This is a genomic window from Lactobacillus sp. WILCCON 0058 (assembly GCF_057198005.1).
On sequence record NZ_JBUBHM010000001.1, the window covers coordinates 827,690 to 846,017 of the forward strand.

At 52.1% G+C, this 18,328-nt stretch carries 17 protein-coding genes; 12 read left to right on the forward strand and 5 right to left on the reverse strand.

From position 1 onward, the window contains the following. Window positions 1–40: 40 nt before the first annotated feature. From obgE to ACYVUU_RS04075, 7 genes are all read left to right on the forward strand, one after another. Window positions 41–1,363, forward strand: coding sequence for a GTPase ObgE (obgE, locus tag ACYVUU_RS04045; RefSeq protein ID WP_484500023.1), 1,323 nt, complete (start codon window positions 41–43; stop codon window positions 1,361–1,363). Between the two features lie 53 nt (window positions 1,364–1,416). Beyond that, window positions 1,417–3,360 carry an acyltransferase family protein gene (locus tag ACYVUU_RS04050; RefSeq protein WP_484500024.1) on the forward strand — a complete coding sequence of 648 codons (1,944 nt, stop codon included), beginning with the start codon at window positions 1,417–1,419 and terminating at the stop codon, window positions 3,358–3,360. Between the two features lie 31 nt (window positions 3,361–3,391). After that, complete coding sequence (gene rnz / locus ACYVUU_RS04055) at window positions 3,392–4,321, forward strand: ribonuclease Z (protein WP_439774846.1); 930 nt, start codon at window positions 3,392–3,394, stop codon at window positions 4,319–4,321. Between the two features lie 11 nt (window positions 4,322–4,332). After that, the gene (locus ACYVUU_RS04060; RefSeq protein WP_439774847.1) at window positions 4,333–5,127 is read left to right on the forward strand and encodes an SDR family NAD(P)-dependent oxidoreductase; all 795 of its coding nucleotides are present in this window, start codon (window positions 4,333–4,335) and stop codon (window positions 5,125–5,127) included. 114 nt (window positions 5,128–5,241) lie between these two features. Next, window positions 5,242–5,433, forward strand: a complete 192-nt coding sequence (rpmF, locus tag ACYVUU_RS04065) for a 50S ribosomal protein L32 (RefSeq protein WP_003614010.1) — start codon at window positions 5,242–5,244, stop codon at window positions 5,431–5,433. A gap of 69 nt (window positions 5,434–5,502) precedes the next feature. Beyond that, complete coding sequence (locus ACYVUU_RS04070) at window positions 5,503–7,068, forward strand: bifunctional metallophosphatase/5'-nucleotidase (protein WP_484500025.1); 1,566 nt, start codon at window positions 5,503–5,505, stop codon at window positions 7,066–7,068. A gap of 86 nt (window positions 7,069–7,154) precedes the next feature. Then, window positions 7,155–9,059, forward strand: coding sequence for an SNF2-related protein (locus tag ACYVUU_RS04075; RefSeq protein ID WP_484500026.1), 1,905 nt, complete (start codon window positions 7,155–7,157; stop codon window positions 9,057–9,059). Here ACYVUU_RS04075 and ACYVUU_RS04080 read toward each other — a convergent pair. Then, a complete protein-coding gene (locus ACYVUU_RS04080; RefSeq protein ID WP_484500027.1) occupies window positions 9,056–9,715 on the reverse strand; it encodes a DUF2238 domain-containing protein in 660 nt (219 codons plus the stop codon). The two genes, ACYVUU_RS04075 and ACYVUU_RS04080, sit on opposite strands and share 4 nt — an antisense overlap. 148 nt (window positions 9,716–9,863) lie before the next feature. On the opposite strand from ACYVUU_RS04080, the gene ACYVUU_RS04085 reads away from it, so the two are divergent. The 5 genes from ACYVUU_RS04085 (at window position 9,864) to ACYVUU_RS04105 (ending at window position 14,688) form a co-directional block, all read left to right on the forward strand. Next, complete coding sequence (locus ACYVUU_RS04085; RefSeq protein WP_439774851.1) at window positions 9,864–10,427, forward strand: TIGR01440 family protein; 564 nt, start codon at window positions 9,864–9,866, stop codon at window positions 10,425–10,427. A 139-nt stretch (window positions 10,428–10,566) separates the two neighbouring features. Next, window positions 10,567–11,280 carry a GntR family transcriptional regulator gene (locus ACYVUU_RS04090; RefSeq protein ID WP_439774852.1) on the forward strand — a complete coding sequence of 238 codons (714 nt, stop codon included), beginning with the start codon at window positions 10,567–10,569 and terminating at the stop codon, window positions 11,278–11,280. Window positions 11,281–11,471: 191 nt separating this feature from the next. Beyond that, entirely contained in the window at window positions 11,472–11,792 is a 321-nt protein-coding gene (locus ACYVUU_RS04095; RefSeq protein WP_484499337.1) for a PTS sugar transporter subunit IIB, read from the forward strand. A gap of 34 nt (window positions 11,793–11,826) precedes the next feature. Continuing rightward, on the forward strand, window positions 11,827–13,278 hold the full coding sequence (locus ACYVUU_RS04100; RefSeq protein ID WP_484500028.1) for a PTS sugar transporter subunit IIC: 1,452 nt from the start codon (window positions 11,827–11,829) through the stop codon (window positions 13,276–13,278). Window positions 13,279–13,320: 42 nt separating this feature from the next. Then, the gene (locus ACYVUU_RS04105) at window positions 13,321–14,688 is read left to right on the forward strand and encodes a glycoside hydrolase family 1 protein (protein WP_484500884.1); all 1,368 of its coding nucleotides are present in this window, start codon (window positions 13,321–13,323) and stop codon (window positions 14,686–14,688) included. Between the two features lie 156 nt (window positions 14,689–14,844). On the opposite strand, the gene proC is transcribed toward ACYVUU_RS04105, so the two are convergent. From proC to ACYVUU_RS04125, 4 genes are all read right to left on the reverse strand, one after another. Beyond that, window positions 14,845–15,618 carry a pyrroline-5-carboxylate reductase gene (proC, locus tag ACYVUU_RS04110; protein WP_484500029.1) on the reverse strand — a complete coding sequence of 258 codons (774 nt, stop codon included), beginning with the start codon at window positions 15,616–15,618 and terminating at the stop codon, window positions 14,845–14,847. A gap of 15 nt (window positions 15,619–15,633) precedes the next feature. After that, window positions 15,634–16,881 carry a glutamate-5-semialdehyde dehydrogenase gene (locus ACYVUU_RS04115; RefSeq protein WP_484500030.1) on the reverse strand — a complete coding sequence of 416 codons (1,248 nt, stop codon included), beginning with the start codon at window positions 16,879–16,881 and terminating at the stop codon, window positions 15,634–15,636. A 24-nt stretch (window positions 16,882–16,905) separates the two neighbouring features. After that, window positions 16,906–17,982: a glutamate 5-kinase gene (gene proB, locus ACYVUU_RS04120; protein WP_484500031.1), complete on the reverse strand. Its 1,077-nt coding sequence runs from the start codon at window positions 17,980–17,982 to the stop codon at window positions 16,906–16,908. Window positions 17,983–18,095: 113 nt separating this feature from the next. Next, window positions 18,096–18,296: a YjzD family protein gene (locus ACYVUU_RS04125; protein ID WP_270448977.1), complete on the reverse strand. Its 201-nt coding sequence runs from the start codon at window positions 18,294–18,296 to the stop codon at window positions 18,096–18,098. Window positions 18,297–18,328: the final 32 nt, after the last annotated feature.

Sequence of the window (18,328 nt, forward strand, 5' to 3'; positions counted from 1 at the left end):
TGGTAACAATTAACGAAAGAAAGAAAAGGTTAGAACAAGAATGCCAACTCCTTCAACATTTGTTGATCAAACTAAAATTGAAGTCCAAGCCGGTAAGGGCGGGGACGGCATGGTGGCCTTCCGCCATGAAAAATTCATGCCTAATGGCGGACCAGCTGGCGGTGACGGCGGCCGGGGCGGCTCCATCATCTTTGTGGCCGACAATGGCCTCAGAACCTTGATGGACTTCCGCTACCGGCGCAAGTTCAAGGCTGAGCCTGGCGAAAACGGCCGCATCAAGGCCCAATACGGCAAGGCGGCCAAGGACCTTTACCTGAAGGTGCCAGTCGGCACGACCGTCTATGATTTTTTCACCGGTGAGGAAATCGGTGACTTGGTCAAGGACGGCCAGGAACTGGTCGTTGCTAAAGGCGGCCGGGGCGGCCGGGGCAACATCCACTTTGCCACCAGCGTCAACACGGCCCCGGAAATCGCGGAAAACGGGGAACCGGGTGAATTCCGGACCCTCCGCTTGGAACTGAAGGTCCTGGCTGATGTCGGTCTGGTCGGCTTCCCGTCTGTCGGCAAGTCAACCCTTCTGTCAGTCGTCACCAGTGCCAAGCCGAAGATCGCGGCTTACCAGTTTACTACCTTGAAGCCAAACCTGGGCATGGTCCTGCTGCCAGACGGCAGGGACTTCTCCATGGCCGACCTGCCGGGCTTGATCAAAGGGGCCAGCCAGGGGGTAGGGCTGGGGATCCAGTTCCTGCGCCACGTGGAAAGAACCAAGGTTATCCTGCACATGGTCTCCATGGACCCGAACAACGGCAGGGATGCCTACGAAGACTATGAAACCATCTTGCACGAACTGGCTTCATACACGGAAGATGACCTCTCCAGCAAGCGGGAAATCATCGTGGCCAGCCAGATGGACATTCCAGGTGCTGATGAGAAACTGGCCCAGTTCAAAAAGGACCTGGCTGCTCATGGGGTTGACCAGGAAGTTTACGAACTCTCCAGCGTCACCCACCAAGGCGTTGACCGCTTGATGAGCCGGGCGGCTGACTTGGTCAGCGAGGTTGAAGCCCAAGAAGCAGAAGCCGCCGTCAAGCCGCAAGAAGAGGTCAAGACTAAGACCTACAAGTACCACCGGCCAGAAAAGATGGAATTCACGGTTGAAAAGCTTGCTGACCACGAATTTGAAATTCACGGCGAGCAGCTTGAACGCTTGGTAGCCATGACCAACCTGGACCACCAGGACGGGATCATGCGCCTGGCCCGCCGCTTGAAGAAGCTGGGCGTTGATGATGAACTGCGGGCGCAAGGCGCTGTCGATGGAGACGACGTTTACATTGGCGACTTCAGCTTCGAGTTCGTGCAATAAAGGATAGATTGAGATTTTTAGAATAGAGAAACGAAAGTTAGAGAATTGAAAAAATGAAGAAACGATACATTACTGGCTATGCTGGTTTGCGTGCTTTGGCCGTAATTGGGGTAATCCTGTATCACCTGGACCCGGACCACTTTGGCGGAGGCTACCTGGGCGTGCCGGTCTTTCTGGTTTTGACAGGCTATCTGGTAACTGACCAGATTATGGCTGCCTACCACAATCATGGCTATTTTGACATTAGGGCTTTTTACCAACGCCGCTTTAAGCGCTTATACCCGCCGCTGATTGCCATGCTCTGGCTGACTAGCGCATATATCGTGCTTTTTCAGCGCAACCTCTTAAACAAGCTCTACCAGATCGTCGCCAGCAACCTGCTGGGCGTGTATAACTGGTGGCAGATTTTTAACGGACAGAGCTACTTTGAACGTTTCGCCAATAATGAATCGCCTTTTACTCACTTGTGGACGATGGCGATCGATTGGCAGTTCTACCTGCTCTGGCCACTGGTGATGGCCCTCTTGGTCAAATTCGTCAAAAGGCGGCGGAACATTTTCTGGGTTCTGGTTGGCCTGTCAGTTCTGTCGGCAGTCGAAATGGCCTTGCTTTTCCGGCCAGGCCAGGATACCAGCCGAATCTACTATGGAACCGACACCCGCTTCTTCTCTTTGGGCCTGGGCAGCGCCATGGCCATCCTCTGGCCTTTTGAGGAGCTGGACAACCGCTTCACCAAAAGCGATGGGGTCGTCCTCAACTGGACTGGTTTAGCCACGCTGTTTGGGATGCTGCTGCTTATGTTCTCGCCTTTGATGAATGCGCAGACGGCTTTCCCGTACTATGGGGGGATGTTCATCTTCAGCTTCTTCGTGACGGTGTTCGCCGCTGTGATCGCGGCTCCAGTCGGAATCTGGAATCGGCTGATGACCAACCCGGTCTTTGACTGGCTGGGGTCAAGAAGCTATGAAATCTACCTCTACCAGTTCCCGGTCATGATCTTTTTTGAAAGCTGGGTCAGTGACCTGGCCGACCACGTTGCCCTTTACCGGGTGATCGAAGTCGTCTTGATTCTCTTGATCAGTGAACTGACTTACCGGCTTTTTGAAAAAAGACGCTATACCGGGGAAGGCATCCGCTACAATCTGGCCAAGCTCTTCCATTGGCCGGTCAAGGTTTCAAAAAGCTGGCTGCAGACCGCGGCCTTCTTCCTGGTCTTCCTAATTGGCAGCGGCGGAATTATCTTCTCCCCGCTGGCCAAGGCTGACAACAAGGATGGGGCTTTGATCAAGACGATCAATGACAACTCCAAGCAGCAGGCTGAGATGAACAAGAAGGCCTTGGAATCAATCAAGAGCTCGCAAAAGGCGGCCAAGAAGTCGTCTAGCAGTCAGAGAACGCAGACGTCCAAGGCCAAGACCAAGTCAAAAACGACTAAGTCTAAGACCAGCGGGAAAAAGGTCAACCAGGAATTTGAGAAGTACGGAATCAGCCAGGCTGACCTGCAGGAAGCGCAAAAGCTGCAAGTTACGGCAATCGGCGACTCGGTCATGGCTTCTTCAAGTGACATCTTGCACCAGCTTATGCCGCACGCGGTTATCGATGCTACGGTTTCCCGCCAGGCTGACGTGGCTCCTCAGCTGCTTCAGTCTTATGCCCAAAAGGGCGAACTGCAGGACAATGTCCTGCTCGGCCTTGGGACCAACGGGCCTTTTACTGATGATGAGGTTAAGCAGATCATGCAGATTGTGGGTCCAAAGCGTCATCTTTTCTGGATCAATGTCGTCGTGCCGACCCGGTCCTGGCAGAACCAGGTCAACCAGCAGCTGCAGGCCTTGGCTAAAAAGTACAAGAACTTGACCGTCATTGACTGGTATGGCTACGCGCACAGCCAGTCCAGCTGGTTTTACGGCGACAAGACCCACCCGAATGACGTGGGGCAAAACTACTATAGCGCGTACGTCGTCAAAGAAATGGTTCGCGCCAGCGAATCGAATTAGCCTTTTTTAATTGGAAAAGAATGGGAGTTAAATGGAACTGGAATTTCTTGGAACCTGCTCGGGCCAGCCGTCAAAATTGCGGAACGTCTCGAGCCTGGCTTTAAAACTACTGGATGAGCTGAACGAGATTTGGCTCTTTGATTGCGGGGAAGCAACCCAGCATCAGATTCTGCGCACCAATATCCGCCTGCGCAAAATCACGAAGATCTTTATCTCACACAACCACGGCGACCATATTTTTGGCCTGCCGGGCCTTTTGTCAACCAGGTCTTTTCAAGGTGACGTTGGCCCCTTGACCATCTATGGGCCAGCAGGGATTGAACAGTTTGTCAAGACATCTCTCAGGATTTCCAAAACCAAGATTTCCTATCCAATTAAATTCGTTACCCTGGAAGAGGCGGGCAAGATCGTCAGCGAGCGGGGCTTTGAAGTCTATACTGAAAAGCTGGATCACCGGATCGACAGCTGGGGCTTTCGGGTAGTCGAGGCTGACAAGGCCGGTGAACTGTTAATGGATAAATTGGCAGAATTTAAAGTGCCAAACGGGCCGCTCCTTGGTAAACTAAAGAGGGGCGAGCAGGTCGAGTTGGCTGACGGCACGGTTTTAAACGGCAAGGACTTCCTGGGTCCGGCTAAAAAAGGCCGGGTGGTGACCGTGATTTACGACACCCGGTCCACACCTTCAATCCGCCGCTTAGCCGACCATGCCGACGTCTTAGTCCATGAAGCAACTTTTGACGCCAGCGAAAGCAAGCTGGCCAGGGATTATTACCACTCAACGTGCACACAAGCCGCTGAGACGGCCGCCGCCTGTCAGGTTGGGCATTTGTACCTGACTCATGTTTCGGCCCGCTACGTGGGCCCTCTGGCCAGCCAGATGGTCAAGCAGGCCCGGGAGATTTTCCCGGCCACGACCCTGGCCAGGGACCTGGACAGCTTCGTAGTTCCAATGAAAGGTTAACGTGTTTAAAGATGAATGATTCATTACGCAATAAAGTTGTAGTTATTACCGGGGCCAGCAGCGGGATTGGCCGCTCAATCGCCCTGGAAAGCGCCAGCCGGGGCGCTACGGTCGTTTTGCTGGCCCGTCGCCTGGACAAGCTGGAGGAAATCGCGGCTGAAGCCAGAGAGTTGTCTGGCTCAGCAGCTTTTGCCGTTAAGGCAGATTTGGGCCTGGCCAGCGACATTGAAGCGGCTTTTGCCCAAGTCAAGGAAAAGGTCAAGCATATCGACTACCTGGTCAACGCGGCTGGTTTCGGCAAGTTTGAAGAATTCATGGAAGCTGACATGCAGGACGCTACGGAAATGTTCCAAGTCGACGTCTTGGGCTTGATGTACATGACCCGGCTTTTCGGCCGGCTCATGCTGGAGCAGGGCAGCGGGCAGATCATCAACTTCGGCTCCATGGCCGGCAAGGTGCCGACGACCAAGTCAGCTGCTTACAGCGCCGCCAAGGCAGCCGTAATCCAGTTCTCCAACGTCCTGCGCCTTGAACTGAAGCCTTTCGGCGTCAAGGTTATGACCGTCAACCCGGGCCCGGTTTACACCAACTTTTTCAACATTGCCGATGCAAGTGGCCAGTACGTCAAGAATGTGCAGGCTTTCATGCTTGATCCAGACGACGTGGCTTGGGAAGTAGTCCACTACTTCGGCTCAAACAAGCGTGAGCTCAACCTGCCGGTCAGCCTGGCGGCTTTGGCCAAATTGTACAACTTGTTCCCGGCAATTGGGGACAGATTGTCGCTTGAATTTGCCTCCCGCAAATAAATAAAGTAAGGTTTTTCTTGATTTATTTGCCAGGCAATAGTATTATTTAATTACTTGAGTATTTAGGTCAACGACCTGATACTGTGATACTACAATAAAGGAGATCAGTTATAAATGGCAGTTCCTGCAAGACATACTTCTAAGCAAAAGAAACGTTCACGTCGCGCTCACTTGAAGCTCAGCGTGCCAGCAATGCACTACGACGCAACTACTGGTGAATACCGTTTGAGCCACCGTGTTTCCCCTAAGGGTTACTACAAGGGTCGTCAAGTAGTCAGCGAAAACAGCGCTAGCGATAACGACTAATTTAAAAGGCACCTGTTTTTTCTGGTGTCTTTTTTTATGCCAAAAATTAGGATTGAGGAATTCGAAAAAATGAAACTGGTTTTTTTACATTCAAGCGACACCCACGGCTACCTGCTGCCAACTGACTACCAGACCACGGGCAAATATGACGCTCCCTTTGGTCTGAGCCGGGTAGCCAGCGCCATCAAGGCGGAAAAGGCCAAGTGGGGGGCAGACCACGTGATCGTGACTGATGCCGGTGACTGCCTGCAGGGGTCTCCTTTAGCTGCTTACACCCATGGCAGCAAGAATTTGGACAACCTGGCCCGCTTTACCGCCGCCTACAACGCGGTTGGCTATGACGTCCGCTGCCTGGGCAACCACGACTTCAATTTTGGCCAGGACTACATGGCCTACTACGTGGACAACAACAAGGCGCCATTCGTCAACTGCAATATTTTAGACGCCGAAACCCAGGTGCCGACTCTGGGCCGGGACTACCTGATCTTGGAAAGAAGCGGGGTCAAGGTTGGCGTTTTAGGGATTACCACCCAATACATTCCTCACTGGGAAGCGGCTGACCGGATCAAGGGCCTGGCCTTTAAGTCGGCCTACGAGCAGATTGCCCATTTTGCTAAGATCATCAAGCCGCAGGTCGATGTCCTGGCTGTCCTTTACCATGGCGGCTTTGAAAGCGACATTGCCAGCGGGGAAGCGACTGAACCGCACAACGGGGAAAATGAAGGCTACCGGATTCTGACCGAGATCCCGGAAGTCGACGTGATGCTGACGGGCCACCAGCACCGGAGACTGAACATGATCAGCCCGTCCGGCAAGCCATGCGTGCAGCCGGGCTACCGGGGCGAGGCAATCGCTGAAGTCGTTTTGGACTTGGAAAAGACGCCAGAAGGCTACAAGGTAAAGCAGGCAACCAGCGAATTGATCGATACCAAGGACTTTGATTCAGATCCAGAAGTTGAGGAAATCGTTAAGCCACTTGATGCAGCCACTCAGAAATGGCTTGACCAGCCAATTGCCCACCTGGACCAGCCGGCGCCAATTGAAGACGCCAACAAGGGGCGGATTGAAGGGGCACCTTTCATCAACCTGCTCCAGCAGATGCAGCTCTACTTCACCCACGCTGACCTCTCAGCCACAGCTGTGATGAACGATGTGGCCAAGGGCTTTGGCAAGACGGTGACCATGCGGGACATTCTTTTGAACTACCCATACGCCAACCAATTGGTCAGCGTCAAATTGACTGGCAAAGAGCTCCGCCATATCGTTGAGCATACAGCCAGCTTTTTGGAAAAAGACGAAGATGGCAAGATCCACTTTATTGACCGCTATCTGAAGCCAAAGCCGGAACTTTACCACTTTGATGTCTTTTATCCACTGGAGTACGAGGCTGACCTCTCCAAGCCGGTTGGCCAGCGCTTGACCAAGCTGAAGCTCAAGGGCCAGGATATTCAAGATGACCAGGTCTACCACCTGGCCGTCAACAACTACCGGGCTAACGGGGGCGGCTTCTACCCTGAATACAGCTTGGACAAGATCGAATTTTCCTTGGATAAGGACTATGTCCAGATGTTCAGCGAATACTTGACTCAAGGGGATGTCAAGGTCGACACGAAGAAGTACTACCGCTTCTATTAGTAACGAATAGCGAAGAAAAAGGCCGCCAGGCCTTTTTTTCATGGCCTTGTGGCATAATTAAATAAAAGTAGCTAAGGAGGTGGAGTATGCCAGGAGAAAACGTGCGCGTCCAAGGAAAAGTGGTCAAGAGCCACTTGACATCATTTGTTTCGGCCGAAGAATTGCGGCAGGTGCAGGCAGCAGAAGAATTAGCCGGCCTGCCGGTTCACCAGAAGCCCTATGCTTTCGTGACCTTGAAAGATTGGCAGCTGGTCTGCGGCCATTTAGAAGCGAATTTACCTGGAGCAGTCGCTTCTTTTGAGGCGGCCGAAGGGGTCCTGCCCTGGCTGGCCAAAGAAGAAGGCGGCAAGCTCAAGCAGATTTTTGGCCAGGAAGTCCCGGCCGAGCAAGTGGTGACCTTGACTCTCAGCCAGGTCGAGAAAAAAGGCAATTGGCAATTGCAGCTGGACGGGGTCATCATGGCTGCGAAAAAGCCAAATGAGGAAAAAACAGATAATACAGAAGTTAAAGAAGCTAAAAAAGCTAAAAAAGCAAAAGTTGCAAAAGAAAAGACTAAGTCTTTTTCTGGCCAAATGGTCGATGCCCAAGTCAAATTAGGCGGGCAGACTTTACCCCTGCATGACTACCAGCTCTACAGCATGAACTTTATTATGGAGCATCCTTACTGCGGAATTTTTCTGGACATTGGCCTGGGCAAGACTTTGACTACTCTGGCCGCCCTGGCCAAATTACGCGAAGAGGGGATGAAGGGGCACATCTTGGTGATCGCGCCAAAGACCGTGGCCAAGTCAACCTGGCAAGATGAGATTGACAAGTGGGACTTGCCTTTTAAGACCCAGTCTTTTTTAACTGATAAAAAAGGCCGCCAGCTGACCCCAGCCGACCGGCAGGCCCTCTACGAAGACGCCGCGGCTAAAGCCGCCAAGGGCGACTGGCAGCTGTATTTTGCCAGCCGGGACCTGGTCAGCAAGTTGGTTGACCTGGGCCCTTGGCTTTTTAAAAATGTGGTCATCGACGAGTCCCAGTCTTTCAAGTCGCCGGCTTCCCAGCGCTTCAAGGCCTTAAAGAGCGTGCGGGGGCGGATTCAGCGCTTGATTGAGCTGACCGGGACTCCGGCGCCTAATTCCCTCCAGGACCTGTGGTCGCAAATCTATCTCTTGGACCAAGGAAAAAGGCTGGGCAGAAGCATCACGGTCTACCGGCAGCAGTACTTTGAGCCGACCCTGCTGGTCAACAATCATCCGGTCAAGTGGCGGCTTTTGCCAGGCAGTGAGGAAAAAATCTACCAGGCCATCGACGATATTGTCATCTCCATGAAAAACACCAGGCTGAAATTGCCGGAACTGACAGAGAGCCTGGATTGGGTGGAAATGCCCACAAAAGCCAAAAAGAGCTACCAGCAGCTGAAGAAAGAACAGGTCCTGGATCTGCCAGGCCAGGAGATTACCGCCGATAACGCGGCCGTTTTGGCTGGCCGCTTGCGGCAATTAGCCAGCGGGGCCATCTATGAAGAAGACGGGGTGCATTACCAGGAGATTTTTGCCGAGAAACTGGAAAGGTGTTTCTACTTAACGGCAAATACGGCCACGCCCAGCCTGGTGGCCTATTATTTCAAGTCTGATGCTGCCCGCCTTTTAGACTTTTACCAGAAAAATGGGGTCAAGGCAGAACTTTTTGACGGCTCTGCCGGCATGATCCGCCGCTGGAACAAGGGCAAGATCCCGGTCATGCTGGTCCAGCCGGCCAGTGCCGGAGCGGGCCTTAACCTGCAAGAGGGCGGGCACACCTTGATTTGGTTTACCCTGCCCTGGAGCCTGGAGCAGTACCAGCAGATGAACGGCCGTCTTTACCGGCAGGGACAGAAAAAGCCGGTCATCATTCACCATCTTTTGACGAAGGGAACGATTGACCGGCATGTTTTAGACAGTTTGAAAAAGAAGGACCTCTCCCAGCAGGCCTTGCTGGCCGCGGTCCGGCGGACGGTTAACTAGTCGTCCGGGCTGTATTTTTTGAAAAAGAAGCTCTCAATCCAGGCAGGATCCTGCTTCAGCCGGAGGTAGCTGCCCAGACTGAAGATGAGGCTGCCGGCCAGGTCGGCGATCAAGTCACCCATGGTATCCATCAAGGCTGCCCGGCCGGCCAGGGCCCGGCCTGCTGACAGGTAGCGCTGCAGGTTCATGTTAAAAAGCCCATCACAGGTAAATTCATAGCATTCCCAAAGGACCCCGCACAAGACGGCGAAGGCTACCCCATACAGGCATAAAAAGCCGGCTGGCAGCTTTTCCTTGAACTTGAAGCAGCCCAGGATGGCCCAGGCTAATCCAAAGAGCAGGGCCCCGCTGATCAAGTGGAGGAACTTGTCCCAGTAAGGGATGTAGTAGAAGTGGTAGGCATCCCCCAGGTAAATGGCACAATAGATGAAGGCCAGGAAGAAAAAGTACAAAAAAGAGGGCAGGTAAAAGCGCAGCCACTTGCTTAACAGGGCCGGCAGGAGTACCAAAATCAGACCAGCCCCGGTCTCAAGGACCAGGAGCAGGCTGCCGGACTTGCCTTCTGCTAATTGCCAGGCAGCGGTAAGCAGGGAAATGGCCATTGAGAGGGCAACGAAGACAAAAGAAAACTTGAGCGGCAAACTTTGTTTGTGCATTGGAAGCGACACCTCACTAAACATGAACAGGAATTTTTATTATTTTGCCTATATTTTAGCAGATATGCTTATGCCTGCGGCAGAATCTGCTGACTGAGTTACAATAAAAGCAGCAGGCAAAGCAAGAAATAAGATTGGAGGAAAAAAGATGGATTTAGCAGAAATTCAAAGACAGGCCAAGCAGGCCGTCAGTGAAATCGTCGAGGCATCCGGAATCAAGGCCGGCCAGTTTTTCGTGGTTGGCTGCTCTTCAAGCGAGGTTTTAGGCGAAGCAATCGGCACCAATACCAGCACTGACGTTGCTGAAGCCCTTTACCAGGGGATTAATGAAGTTTTGGCGGAAAAGGGGATCTACATGGCAGCCCAGTGCTGCGAGCACTTAAACCGGGCCCTGGTCGTCAGCCGGGAAGCAATGGAAAAATATGACTTGGAGCAGGTTAACGCTATTCCCCAGCCAAACCATGCCGGCGGGGCCTTCGCGACCGTCGCCTATCAAAAGTTGCCCAACGCGGTACTGGTAGAAGACATTGACGCCCGGGGGGAAGCCGGGATCGATATCGGTGGTACCTTGATCGGGATGCACCTGCACCCGGTGGTAGTTCCCTTGAGGATCTCCCTAGATAAGATCGGGGAGGCCAACATCATCTGCGCCCGCCGCCGGCCAAAGTATGTCGGCGGCCAGCGGGCCATCTATGATGAGTCTTTGATGTAAAAAGTATGTTTAAGTTTTTGTAAAAATAATAGATGATTTGCTATTGGTACTTAACTTTTGATAGCAAAAACTTGCGGATGTTGATAAAATAAAATTACGTTGTTATTAATTAACGCATTAAGAAGCAAGGTGGCAGTTCATGAAGAAGTATCAACTAATCGCAGACACAATTAAGCAGCGGATTATCGACGGTGTTTATCCCCAGCAAAGTTTTTTGCCTAAGCAGGAAGAACTGGCTGAGGAGTTTTCGGTTAGCAAGATCACGATCAAGAGTGCTTTGGACTTGCTTGAGCGGGAAGGCTTCGTTTATAAGGAATCAGGCTTGGGGACTCTGGTCTTGTCCAACTTGACCCTGCTGGGTCAACACGACTCACCGGTCAATTCCTTTGCCGGCCTGTCATCTGAAGTTGGCAATGACCGGATCAGCAGCAAGATCTTGAAGTTCGAAGTCTGCTTCCCCTCGGCTGACTTATGTGAGAAATTGAATCTGGACGAGAATGATCCGGTTTATGACATTGTTCGTCTGCGCCTTTTGGATGGGGAACCGCTGGTGATTGAGCATACCAACATGCCGGTCAGCCAAGTGCCGGCCTTGTCCAAAAAAATTCTGGAGGGGTCGATCTACTCTTACCTGCACAAGAAGCTGCATATCAAATTCGGCGGGGTCTTCCGCCGGGTCCGGGCTGATTTGCCGGATGAATATGACCTGCAGTACCTTGGCGCCAGCGAAAACACGCCGATTTTGGAAATTGAGCAGATCATTTGGACTAATACAGGGGTCAACATCGAATATTCCCGGTCAAGAAACCTCTACAACAAGCGGTCTTACATCATGGTTGAAACCAATCATTAATAATCTGGACATAAAGCCAGGTGGAATTTTCCACCTGGCTTTTCTTTTTGCTTATTAATGGGTAAGTAAAGTCTAACAAAAAATAAAACATATTCTTTAAATAGACTGGACATAATCTATCTTTGGTACTATACTATTCTTTGTAAGCGATAACACATATCCGTAAAGAGAAGTTCTAGGAGGTAATTAGAATGGCTGAAAAGACGGTTATGCTTTGCTGCTCAGCAGGGATGAGTACCAGTATGCTGGTTAAAAAGATGCAAGAAGCTGCTAAGAAGGACGGCTTGGACTACGAAATCTTTGCTTGTCCAGCAGCTGAAGCTGATTCAAACTTGGAAAACAAGAACATCTCCTGCATCTTGCTTGGGCCGCAAGTCCGCTACATGCTGGCTGACTTCCAAAAGAAGGTTGAAGGCACCGATGTTCCGGTCGATGTCATTGACATGGCTGCTTACGGCATGATGGACGGAGAAAAGGTTGTTCAACAAGCTACTAAGGTAATGAGCAAGTAATGAGCTTTTGCGTTTGTAAATCGAGGAAAAAGTGATGAGTACAGAAACTACAAAGCAGGGTGGATTCAGTGCTTTTGTCAATCAAAAGATTCTGCCACCAATCATGAAGTTTGTTAACACGAAGGCTGTTAAGGCCATCCAAGACGGGATGGTCTACTCGCTGCCATTTATCATTATTGGGTCGATCTTCTTGATCATGTCCAACTTCCCAATTCCGGCAGTGTCCCAGGCCCTGGCCAACAGCGGCTGGTCAGCCTTCTTTAGCCAGGCTTACACGGCCAGTTTCGGGATGATCTCAGTTTGGTCAGTTGTCGGGATTGCCTATGTCTATGTCAAGAATGAAAAAGTTGAGCCTCTTCCGGCTGCTTTGACTGCTCTGTCAGCCTTCCTGCTTTTGCAATTCATGCAGGTTGACAGCCCGCTTAAGTCAGCTGAAGCCAGCGGCATCAGCAACGCTGCCGGCAAGGTCGTCTTGTCCGGCTCAGCCGTTACGCAAAACATCGACAAATTGCCGCATGCCCTGCAGACCTTCCTGGCTTCACCAGTCACTAACGTTTTGAACATTACCTGGTTTGGCGGCCAAGGGATGGTTGCTGCCATCATCATCGGCCTTTTGGTCGGCTGGAGCTACAGCGCCATGATGAAGAAGGGCTGGAAGATCAAGCTGCCAGAACAAGTGCCATCCAGCGTTTCCAAGCAGTTCTCAGCCATGATTCCAGCCGGTGTTGACTTGACTGCCTGCATGCTGCTGTTTGCTGCCTTCAAGACTTTTGGCAACACTGACATGCTGCAATGGATCTACCAAGTTCTGGAAATGCCGATGCAGGGTCTGTCTGACTCATGGGGCGGGGCCATCGTTATCGGTCTGGCCGTACCATTCTTCTGGTTCTTCGGCGTTCACGGCGGTTTGATCGTCGGTTCAGTTGCCGGTGCCTTCCTTCTGCCAAACACCGCGGCTAACGCTGCTTTGTACCACGCGGGCAAATTGTCTGTTGCCCAAGGGGCTCACGTTATTACCAACGAATTCTACAACAACTTCATCAACTTGACCGGTTCTGGTATCACTATCGGTTTGGTTGTCTTCACGGTTTGGTTCGCCAAGTCCCAGCAGATGAAGGCAATTGGTAAGATCGAACTCGTACCGTCAATCTTCAACATCAACGAACCATTCCTGTTCGGTTTGCCACTGGTTATGAACCCATTCCTGGCCGTGCCATTCTTCTGCGTGCCGCTGATCGTCAGCCTGTCAACTTATGGCTTGATCCGTTACGGCATCCTGCCACCGCTTAATGGTGTTGCGGCTCCATGGACCACACCAGCTGTTCTGTCCGGTTTCTTCATCGGCGGATGGAAGATTGCCATCTGGCAGTTCTGCGTTCTGGTAATTTCAACTTTGGTTTACTTCCCATTTGCCAAGCGTTACGACCAAGTTTTGCTGAAGCGGGAACAAGAAAACGCGGCTGCTGAAGCTGCTGCCAAAAACTAATGACAAAGCTTTTTAGGGGGAATTGTTTTGACTGCGCGTACGATGCCAAAGGGCTTTTTCTGGGGAAATTCCGTCTCAAGCATGCAGACGGAAGGGGCCTGGAATATTGATGGAAAAAGTTTATCGGTCTATGACCTCCGGCCTGCTACTGACAAGACGGCAGACTGGCATGATGCGATTGATGAATATCACCGCTATGACGAAGACCTGGACCTGCTTAAGGAAATGAACATGAACATGTACCGGATCCAGATTTCCTGGTCACGGGTGATCAAAGATGGTGACGGAGAGGTCAATCCTGCAGGTTTGGCGTACTATGACCGCCTGGTGGACGGGATGCGCCAGCGGGGCATTGAGCCAATGATCTGTCTGTACCACTTTGACATGCCAGCCAAGCTGGCCAAAGAAGAAAACGGCTTTATGTCCAGAAAGGTGACTGACGCCTTTGTCTCATACGGGCAAAAGATGCTGGACCACTTTGCCGGCCGGGTCAAGTACTGGATCGTCTTTAACGAGCACAATCTCTACTTTACTGATGAAGTCTTCAACATTGCCGGCTACGACCATGGTGAAAAGAGCCTGGACGACATGTACCAGATTTTCCATCACACCATGCTGGCTCATGCCCACTTGAGCAAGTACGCCCATGACAAGTACCCAGAGATTAAGTTTGGTGGGATGATTGCCTATACGCCGGTTTATCCGGCAACGTCCAAGCCAATTGACGTTTATCTGGCGCGCAAGTCAAATGAGTTCTTGAACGAGAACTTGAACAAGCTTTATACGACTGGCAAGTACTCTACTGAAGTTCTGGCCTGGATTGAAAATCACGGGATTCAAGCTGATTTTCAAGCAGGGGACGCGGAAGTGTTAGCCGGAATTCATACCGACTTCTTGTCCTTCAGCTACTACCGGTCCACTACCTTGGACGGCGACAAGGTCCCCGCGGGTGAAGCGCCAAACCGCTACCTAAACTGGGGCTTTGAACACAACCGTTTTTTGCCGGAAACTGATTTTGGCTGGGATATCGACCCCTTGGGTTTCCGCAATATCATCACCCATACTTATAATGCCTACCATTTGCCGGTCTTTCCGATCGAAAACGGGATCGGCTGCCGGGAAGAATGGGATGGCAAAGGGGAGATCCAGGATGACTACCGGATCGCCTACCACCGGTCCCACATCAAGGCTATGGAAGAGGCCATGTTTGAAGACGGGGCCAAGGTCTTGGGCTATCTGGGCTGGGGCTTGATCGACATTCCAAGCTCCCATGCCGACATGGAAAAACGCTACGGGGCGGTTTATGTCAACCGCGGCAACCACGACCTGCGCGACATGAAGCGGGTGCCGAAGAAGTCCTTCTACTGGTTCAAAAAAGTTTTCGCCAGCAATGGGGGTGATCTCTCCTAAAGCATAATTTGCAGAAGCACAGTTTTTTTTTTCCTACTACAAGACTTTTACTAAAAACTTTTACTAAATATATTTCTACTTCTCAAAAACAAATACCCACTGAAGAATTCTCCATCTTCAGTGGGTATTTCTTTGTTTATCAGCTTAATTTGCTTTTTAGCCTAATTCCTGGTTCCGCTTAAGAGCCGCGTTAACTGCGCTGATAGCCGCGTAGCGGAAGCCGTTTTTTTCCAGTTCAACGACGCCAGCGATGGTTGAGCCGCCTGGTGAAGTTACGGCGTCTCTGAGCTGGGCCGGGTGCTGGCCACTTTCCAGGACCATCTGGGCTGAGCCCAAAACAGTCTGGGCGGCCATTTCGATGGCTTGGGACCGGGAGAGGCCGTTTTGCACGCCAGCGTCGCCTAAGGCTTCAATAAACTGGTAGACGAAGGCCGGGCCGCAGCCCGCCACTGCCGTAGCAGCATCCATCAAATTTTCTGAAATTTCCACGACCTTGCCGGAGTAAGTCATTAAGTCTTTGAAGACTTCTTTGGCCTTGCTGCTCTGGCTGCTGTAGCTGGTCATACCCTGGCCAATGGCTACTGGGGTGTTAGGCATCATTCTGACCAGGTCGTGACCGGGCAGAAGCTTGGTCAAAGTTTCCAGGCTGACCCCGGTTGCCATGGAGATCCAGATGTTGCCGTTATTGCTGCCTTCGCCGATTTCCTTGATGGTGCTGGCCACTTGGTATGGCTTAACGCCTAAAAAGACCACGTCGCTTTCAGCAGCAACAGCCGCGTTGCCCAGCAGCTGGCCGCCGATTTCCGCCTGCAGCTTGGCGGCTTTTTCCGGGTTGTGATTGCTCAAAAGCAGGCTGACGTCATCACACTTGGCAACTGCTCTGGCGATCGCGCTCCCCATGTTGCCTAAACCGATAAATCCAACTTTCATGTGTTTTTCTCCTTGCTATTCTCTGACTTGTCCCTGGCCGCGGACAATGTACTTGTAGCTGTTGAGCTCGTTTAAGCCCATTGGCCCGCGGGCGTGCATCTTCTGAGTCGAAATGCCCAGTTCGCAGCCGAGGCCGAATTCGCCCCCGTCAGTAAAGCGGGTTGAAGCGTTGACATAAACGGCAGCTGAGTCGACGGCTTGCGTGAAGCGGTCAGCGGCTGCTTGGTCTTCAGTCACGATGGCTTCACTGTGGTGGGTTGAGTGCTTGGCGATGTGGTCAATTGCTTCTTCAACTCCGTCAACGACCTTGATGGCCATGATGTAGTCCAAAAATTCAGTGTCAAAGTCGTCTGGGCCAGCTGCTTTAGCTTCTGGCAAAAATTCTTTTGCTCTTTCGTCAGCCCGCATCTCAACCTTGCCGGCAAAAACTTCGGCTAAACGCGGCAGGAAGTCAGCGGCAACATCCTGGTCAACCAGGCAGACTTCAGCGGCGTTGCAGACAGATGGCCGGCTCATCTTGGCATTGGCCGTGATCTTGACTGCCTCGGCTAAATTGGCTGCCTTATTGACGTAGATGTGGCAGATCCCGGTCCCGGTTTCAATTACCGGCACCTTGGCGTTGTCAACAACTGCTCTGATCAAGCCCTTGCCCCCGCGCGGGATCAAGAGGTCGATCTTGCCCCGGGCAGTCATCATTTCGCTGGAAGACTGCCGGCTGGTGTCTTGCACCAGTTCAATCACCTTTGGGGAAATCTTGCTTTTGGCCAGGCCGGCCTTTAAGGCCTGCATGATGGCGTTGGCGGAATTGAAGGCTTCCTTGCCGGACCGCAAAAGGGCGGCATTGCCGGACTTAAGGGCCAGGGCAGCCACGTCAGAAGTGACGTTTGGCCGGCTTTCATAGATCATCCCGATTAAGCCAAAAGGAACGGATCTTTTTTCAATCTTGAGTCCGTTGTCAGCCGTGTGCTCGCTTAAAAGGCGGCCGACTGGGTCCGGCAGGTCGATCAAGGCCCGGATGCCGCTGGCCATGCCAGCCAGGCGGTCTGGGTTAAGGCGGAGCCGGTCCAGCATGACGTCTGGAATCTGCCCCTTGGCCTTTTCCAGGTCAAGTTCATTGGCCGCCAGGATGTCTGCTTCATGGTCCAGTAGGCTGTCAGCCATCAAGGCCAAAGCCTCGTTCTTGTCGGCGGTAGTTGCCAGGTTGACAGCCTCCTTGTTTGCCAGCAGGCTGTCCATCAGTTGCTGAGTTGAGCTTTCAGTCATATTTTTTCTTTTTCCTTTCTCAAATCAAAGGGTAGTAACCCAGTCGTCGCGGTGGATGAAGATGCCTTCGGGGTGGTTTTGCTCCAGAATTTCTTCCAGGACTGGCCGGGAGAATCTGGCCTTGCCCTTGCCGATCAGCTTTTTGCTCTTCAAACTGTAGACTTCCACGATGTCATTTTTCTTAAAATTGCCCTGGATCTGCTTGATCCCGGAAATCAGCAGGCTGGAGCCTTCCCTGGCCATGGCGTGAACGGCCCCGTGGTCGATGTAGACTCGGGCTTTGGCCGGGGCGTAGAAGGCCAGCCACTGCTTCTTTTGGTTAAAGGCATTTTCGTTGGCCGTAAAAAGGGTCCCTTGGTTCTTTTGGTGAACGGCGTCAACCAGGGCAGTAGAATCTGCCGAACAAATGAAGACCGGAACGCCGGACTTGGTGGCCATGTCAGCGGCCTTGATCTTGGTGGCCATGCCGCCGGTCCCGTTGCTGGACCCGGCCCCGCCGGCCATTGCAAAAATCCGCGGGGTAATTTCGTCGATGACCGGGATTGGCCGGGCATCGGGGTTCTTTCTGGGGTTGTCGCTGTAAAGACCAGGCACGTCGGTCAAAAGGACCAGGAGGTCAGCCTTCAGCAAAGAGGCAACTTGCGCTGAAAGGGTGTCGTTATCGCCGACTTTCAGTTCATCGATAGCGATGGTGTCATTTTCGTTGATGATGGGGATGACCCGCCGGTTCAAAAGGACGTTCAAGGCTGTCTGGGCATTTTGGTAGCGGCGCTGGTCAGCGAAGTCGTCCTGGGTTAAGAGAATCTGGGCGGAAACCACTCCCTGCACTAAAAGGCTGCGGGTGTATTCCTCGATCAAGAGCCCCTGGCCAACAGCGGCCGCAGCCTGCTTGTCGGCAACCTTCCTGGGTCGTTTGTCAAAGCCGAGCCGGCGGAAGCCCGCCGCGATGGATCCTGAAGTTACCAGGACCAGCTTGTAGCCGGCCTGGTGCAGCTGGGCCAGCTGCCGGGTAATTCTTTTGATCTTCTCTGGATCCAGGTCACCGGCCGGACTGGTCAGCGAGGAGGTCCCTACTTTAAAAACGATCAGGTTATCTTTCATTGTCAACTTCCTTAATAAATTTAGACTAGGTAAATCATACCATCTTTTGCCCGCGGATAGAAAAAATAGCCAAAAAAAGGCTAGCCAGTTCGGCTAGCCTGTGGTCATCTGTTTTATTTGCTGAACGCGGAGTCGTCCTTGTATGACTTGGCTGTGATCTTTGGAATAGTCAAAGAGAACAGCAGGCCAAATACGGCACCGACGATCAACAAGGTAACAGGGTTATACGTGCTCTGGGTCAGAGGGGCTCCGATGAAGCCGATGATGAAGGTAAAAATCATCCCCCAGACGATGCAAACAATGTAACGTCCCATAGTATCTTCCTTCTTTCGCTCTGCATTTTACC

Bases quoted from the DNA above. Each gene is read 5' to 3' on its own strand.
- proB (WP_484500031.1), bottom strand. From the start codon at position 17,982: ATGAAAGATAACCTGATCGTTTTTAAAGTAGGGACCTCCTCGCTGACC.
- ACYVUU_RS04115 (WP_484500030.1), bottom strand. From the start codon at position 16,881: ATGACTGAAAGCTCAACTCAGCAACTGATGGACAGCCTGCTGGCAAAC.
- rpmF (WP_003614010.1), top strand. From the start codon at position 5,242: ATGGCAGTTCCTGCAAGACATACTTCTAAGCAAAAGAAACGTTCACGT.
- ACYVUU_RS04095 (WP_484499337.1), top strand. From the start codon at position 11,472: ATGGCTGAAAAGACGGTTATGCTTTGCTGCTCAGCAGGGATGAGTACC.
- ACYVUU_RS04060 (WP_439774847.1), top strand. From the start codon at position 4,333: ATGAATGATTCATTACGCAATAAAGTTGTAGTTATTACCGGGGCCAGC.
- ACYVUU_RS04050 (WP_484500024.1), top strand. From the start codon at position 1,417: ATGAAGAAACGATACATTACTGGCTATGCTGGTTTGCGTGCTTTGGCC.
- rnz (WP_439774846.1), top strand. From the start codon at position 3,392: ATGGAACTGGAATTTCTTGGAACCTGCTCGGGCCAGCCGTCAAAATTG.
- ACYVUU_RS04085 (WP_439774851.1), top strand. From the start codon at position 9,864: ATGGATTTAGCAGAAATTCAAAGACAGGCCAAGCAGGCCGTCAGTGAA.
- ACYVUU_RS04080 (WP_484500027.1), bottom strand. From the start codon at position 9,715: ATGCACAAACAAAGTTTGCCGCTCAAGTTTTCTTTTGTCTTCGTTGCC.
- ACYVUU_RS04075 (WP_484500026.1), top strand. From the start codon at position 7,155: ATGCCAGGAGAAAACGTGCGCGTCCAAGGAAAAGTGGTCAAGAGCCAC.
- ACYVUU_RS04090 (WP_439774852.1), top strand. From the start codon at position 10,567: ATGAAGAAGTATCAACTAATCGCAGACACAATTAAGCAGCGGATTATC.
- ACYVUU_RS04105 (WP_484500884.1), top strand. From the start codon at position 13,321: ATGCCAAAGGGCTTTTTCTGGGGAAATTCCGTCTCAAGCATGCAGACG.
- ACYVUU_RS04100 (WP_484500028.1), top strand. From the start codon at position 11,827: ATGAGTACAGAAACTACAAAGCAGGGTGGATTCAGTGCTTTTGTCAAT.
- ACYVUU_RS04125 (WP_270448977.1), bottom strand. From the start codon at position 18,296: ATGGGACGTTACATTGTTTGCATCGTCTGGGGGATGATTTTTACCTTC.
- obgE (WP_484500023.1), top strand. From the start codon at position 41: ATGCCAACTCCTTCAACATTTGTTGATCAAACTAAAATTGAAGTCCAA.
- proC (WP_484500029.1), bottom strand. From the start codon at position 15,618: ATGAAAGTTGGATTTATCGGTTTAGGCAACATGGGGAGCGCGATCGCC.
- ACYVUU_RS04070 (WP_484500025.1), top strand. From the start codon at position 5,503: ATGAAACTGGTTTTTTTACATTCAAGCGACACCCACGGCTACCTGCTG.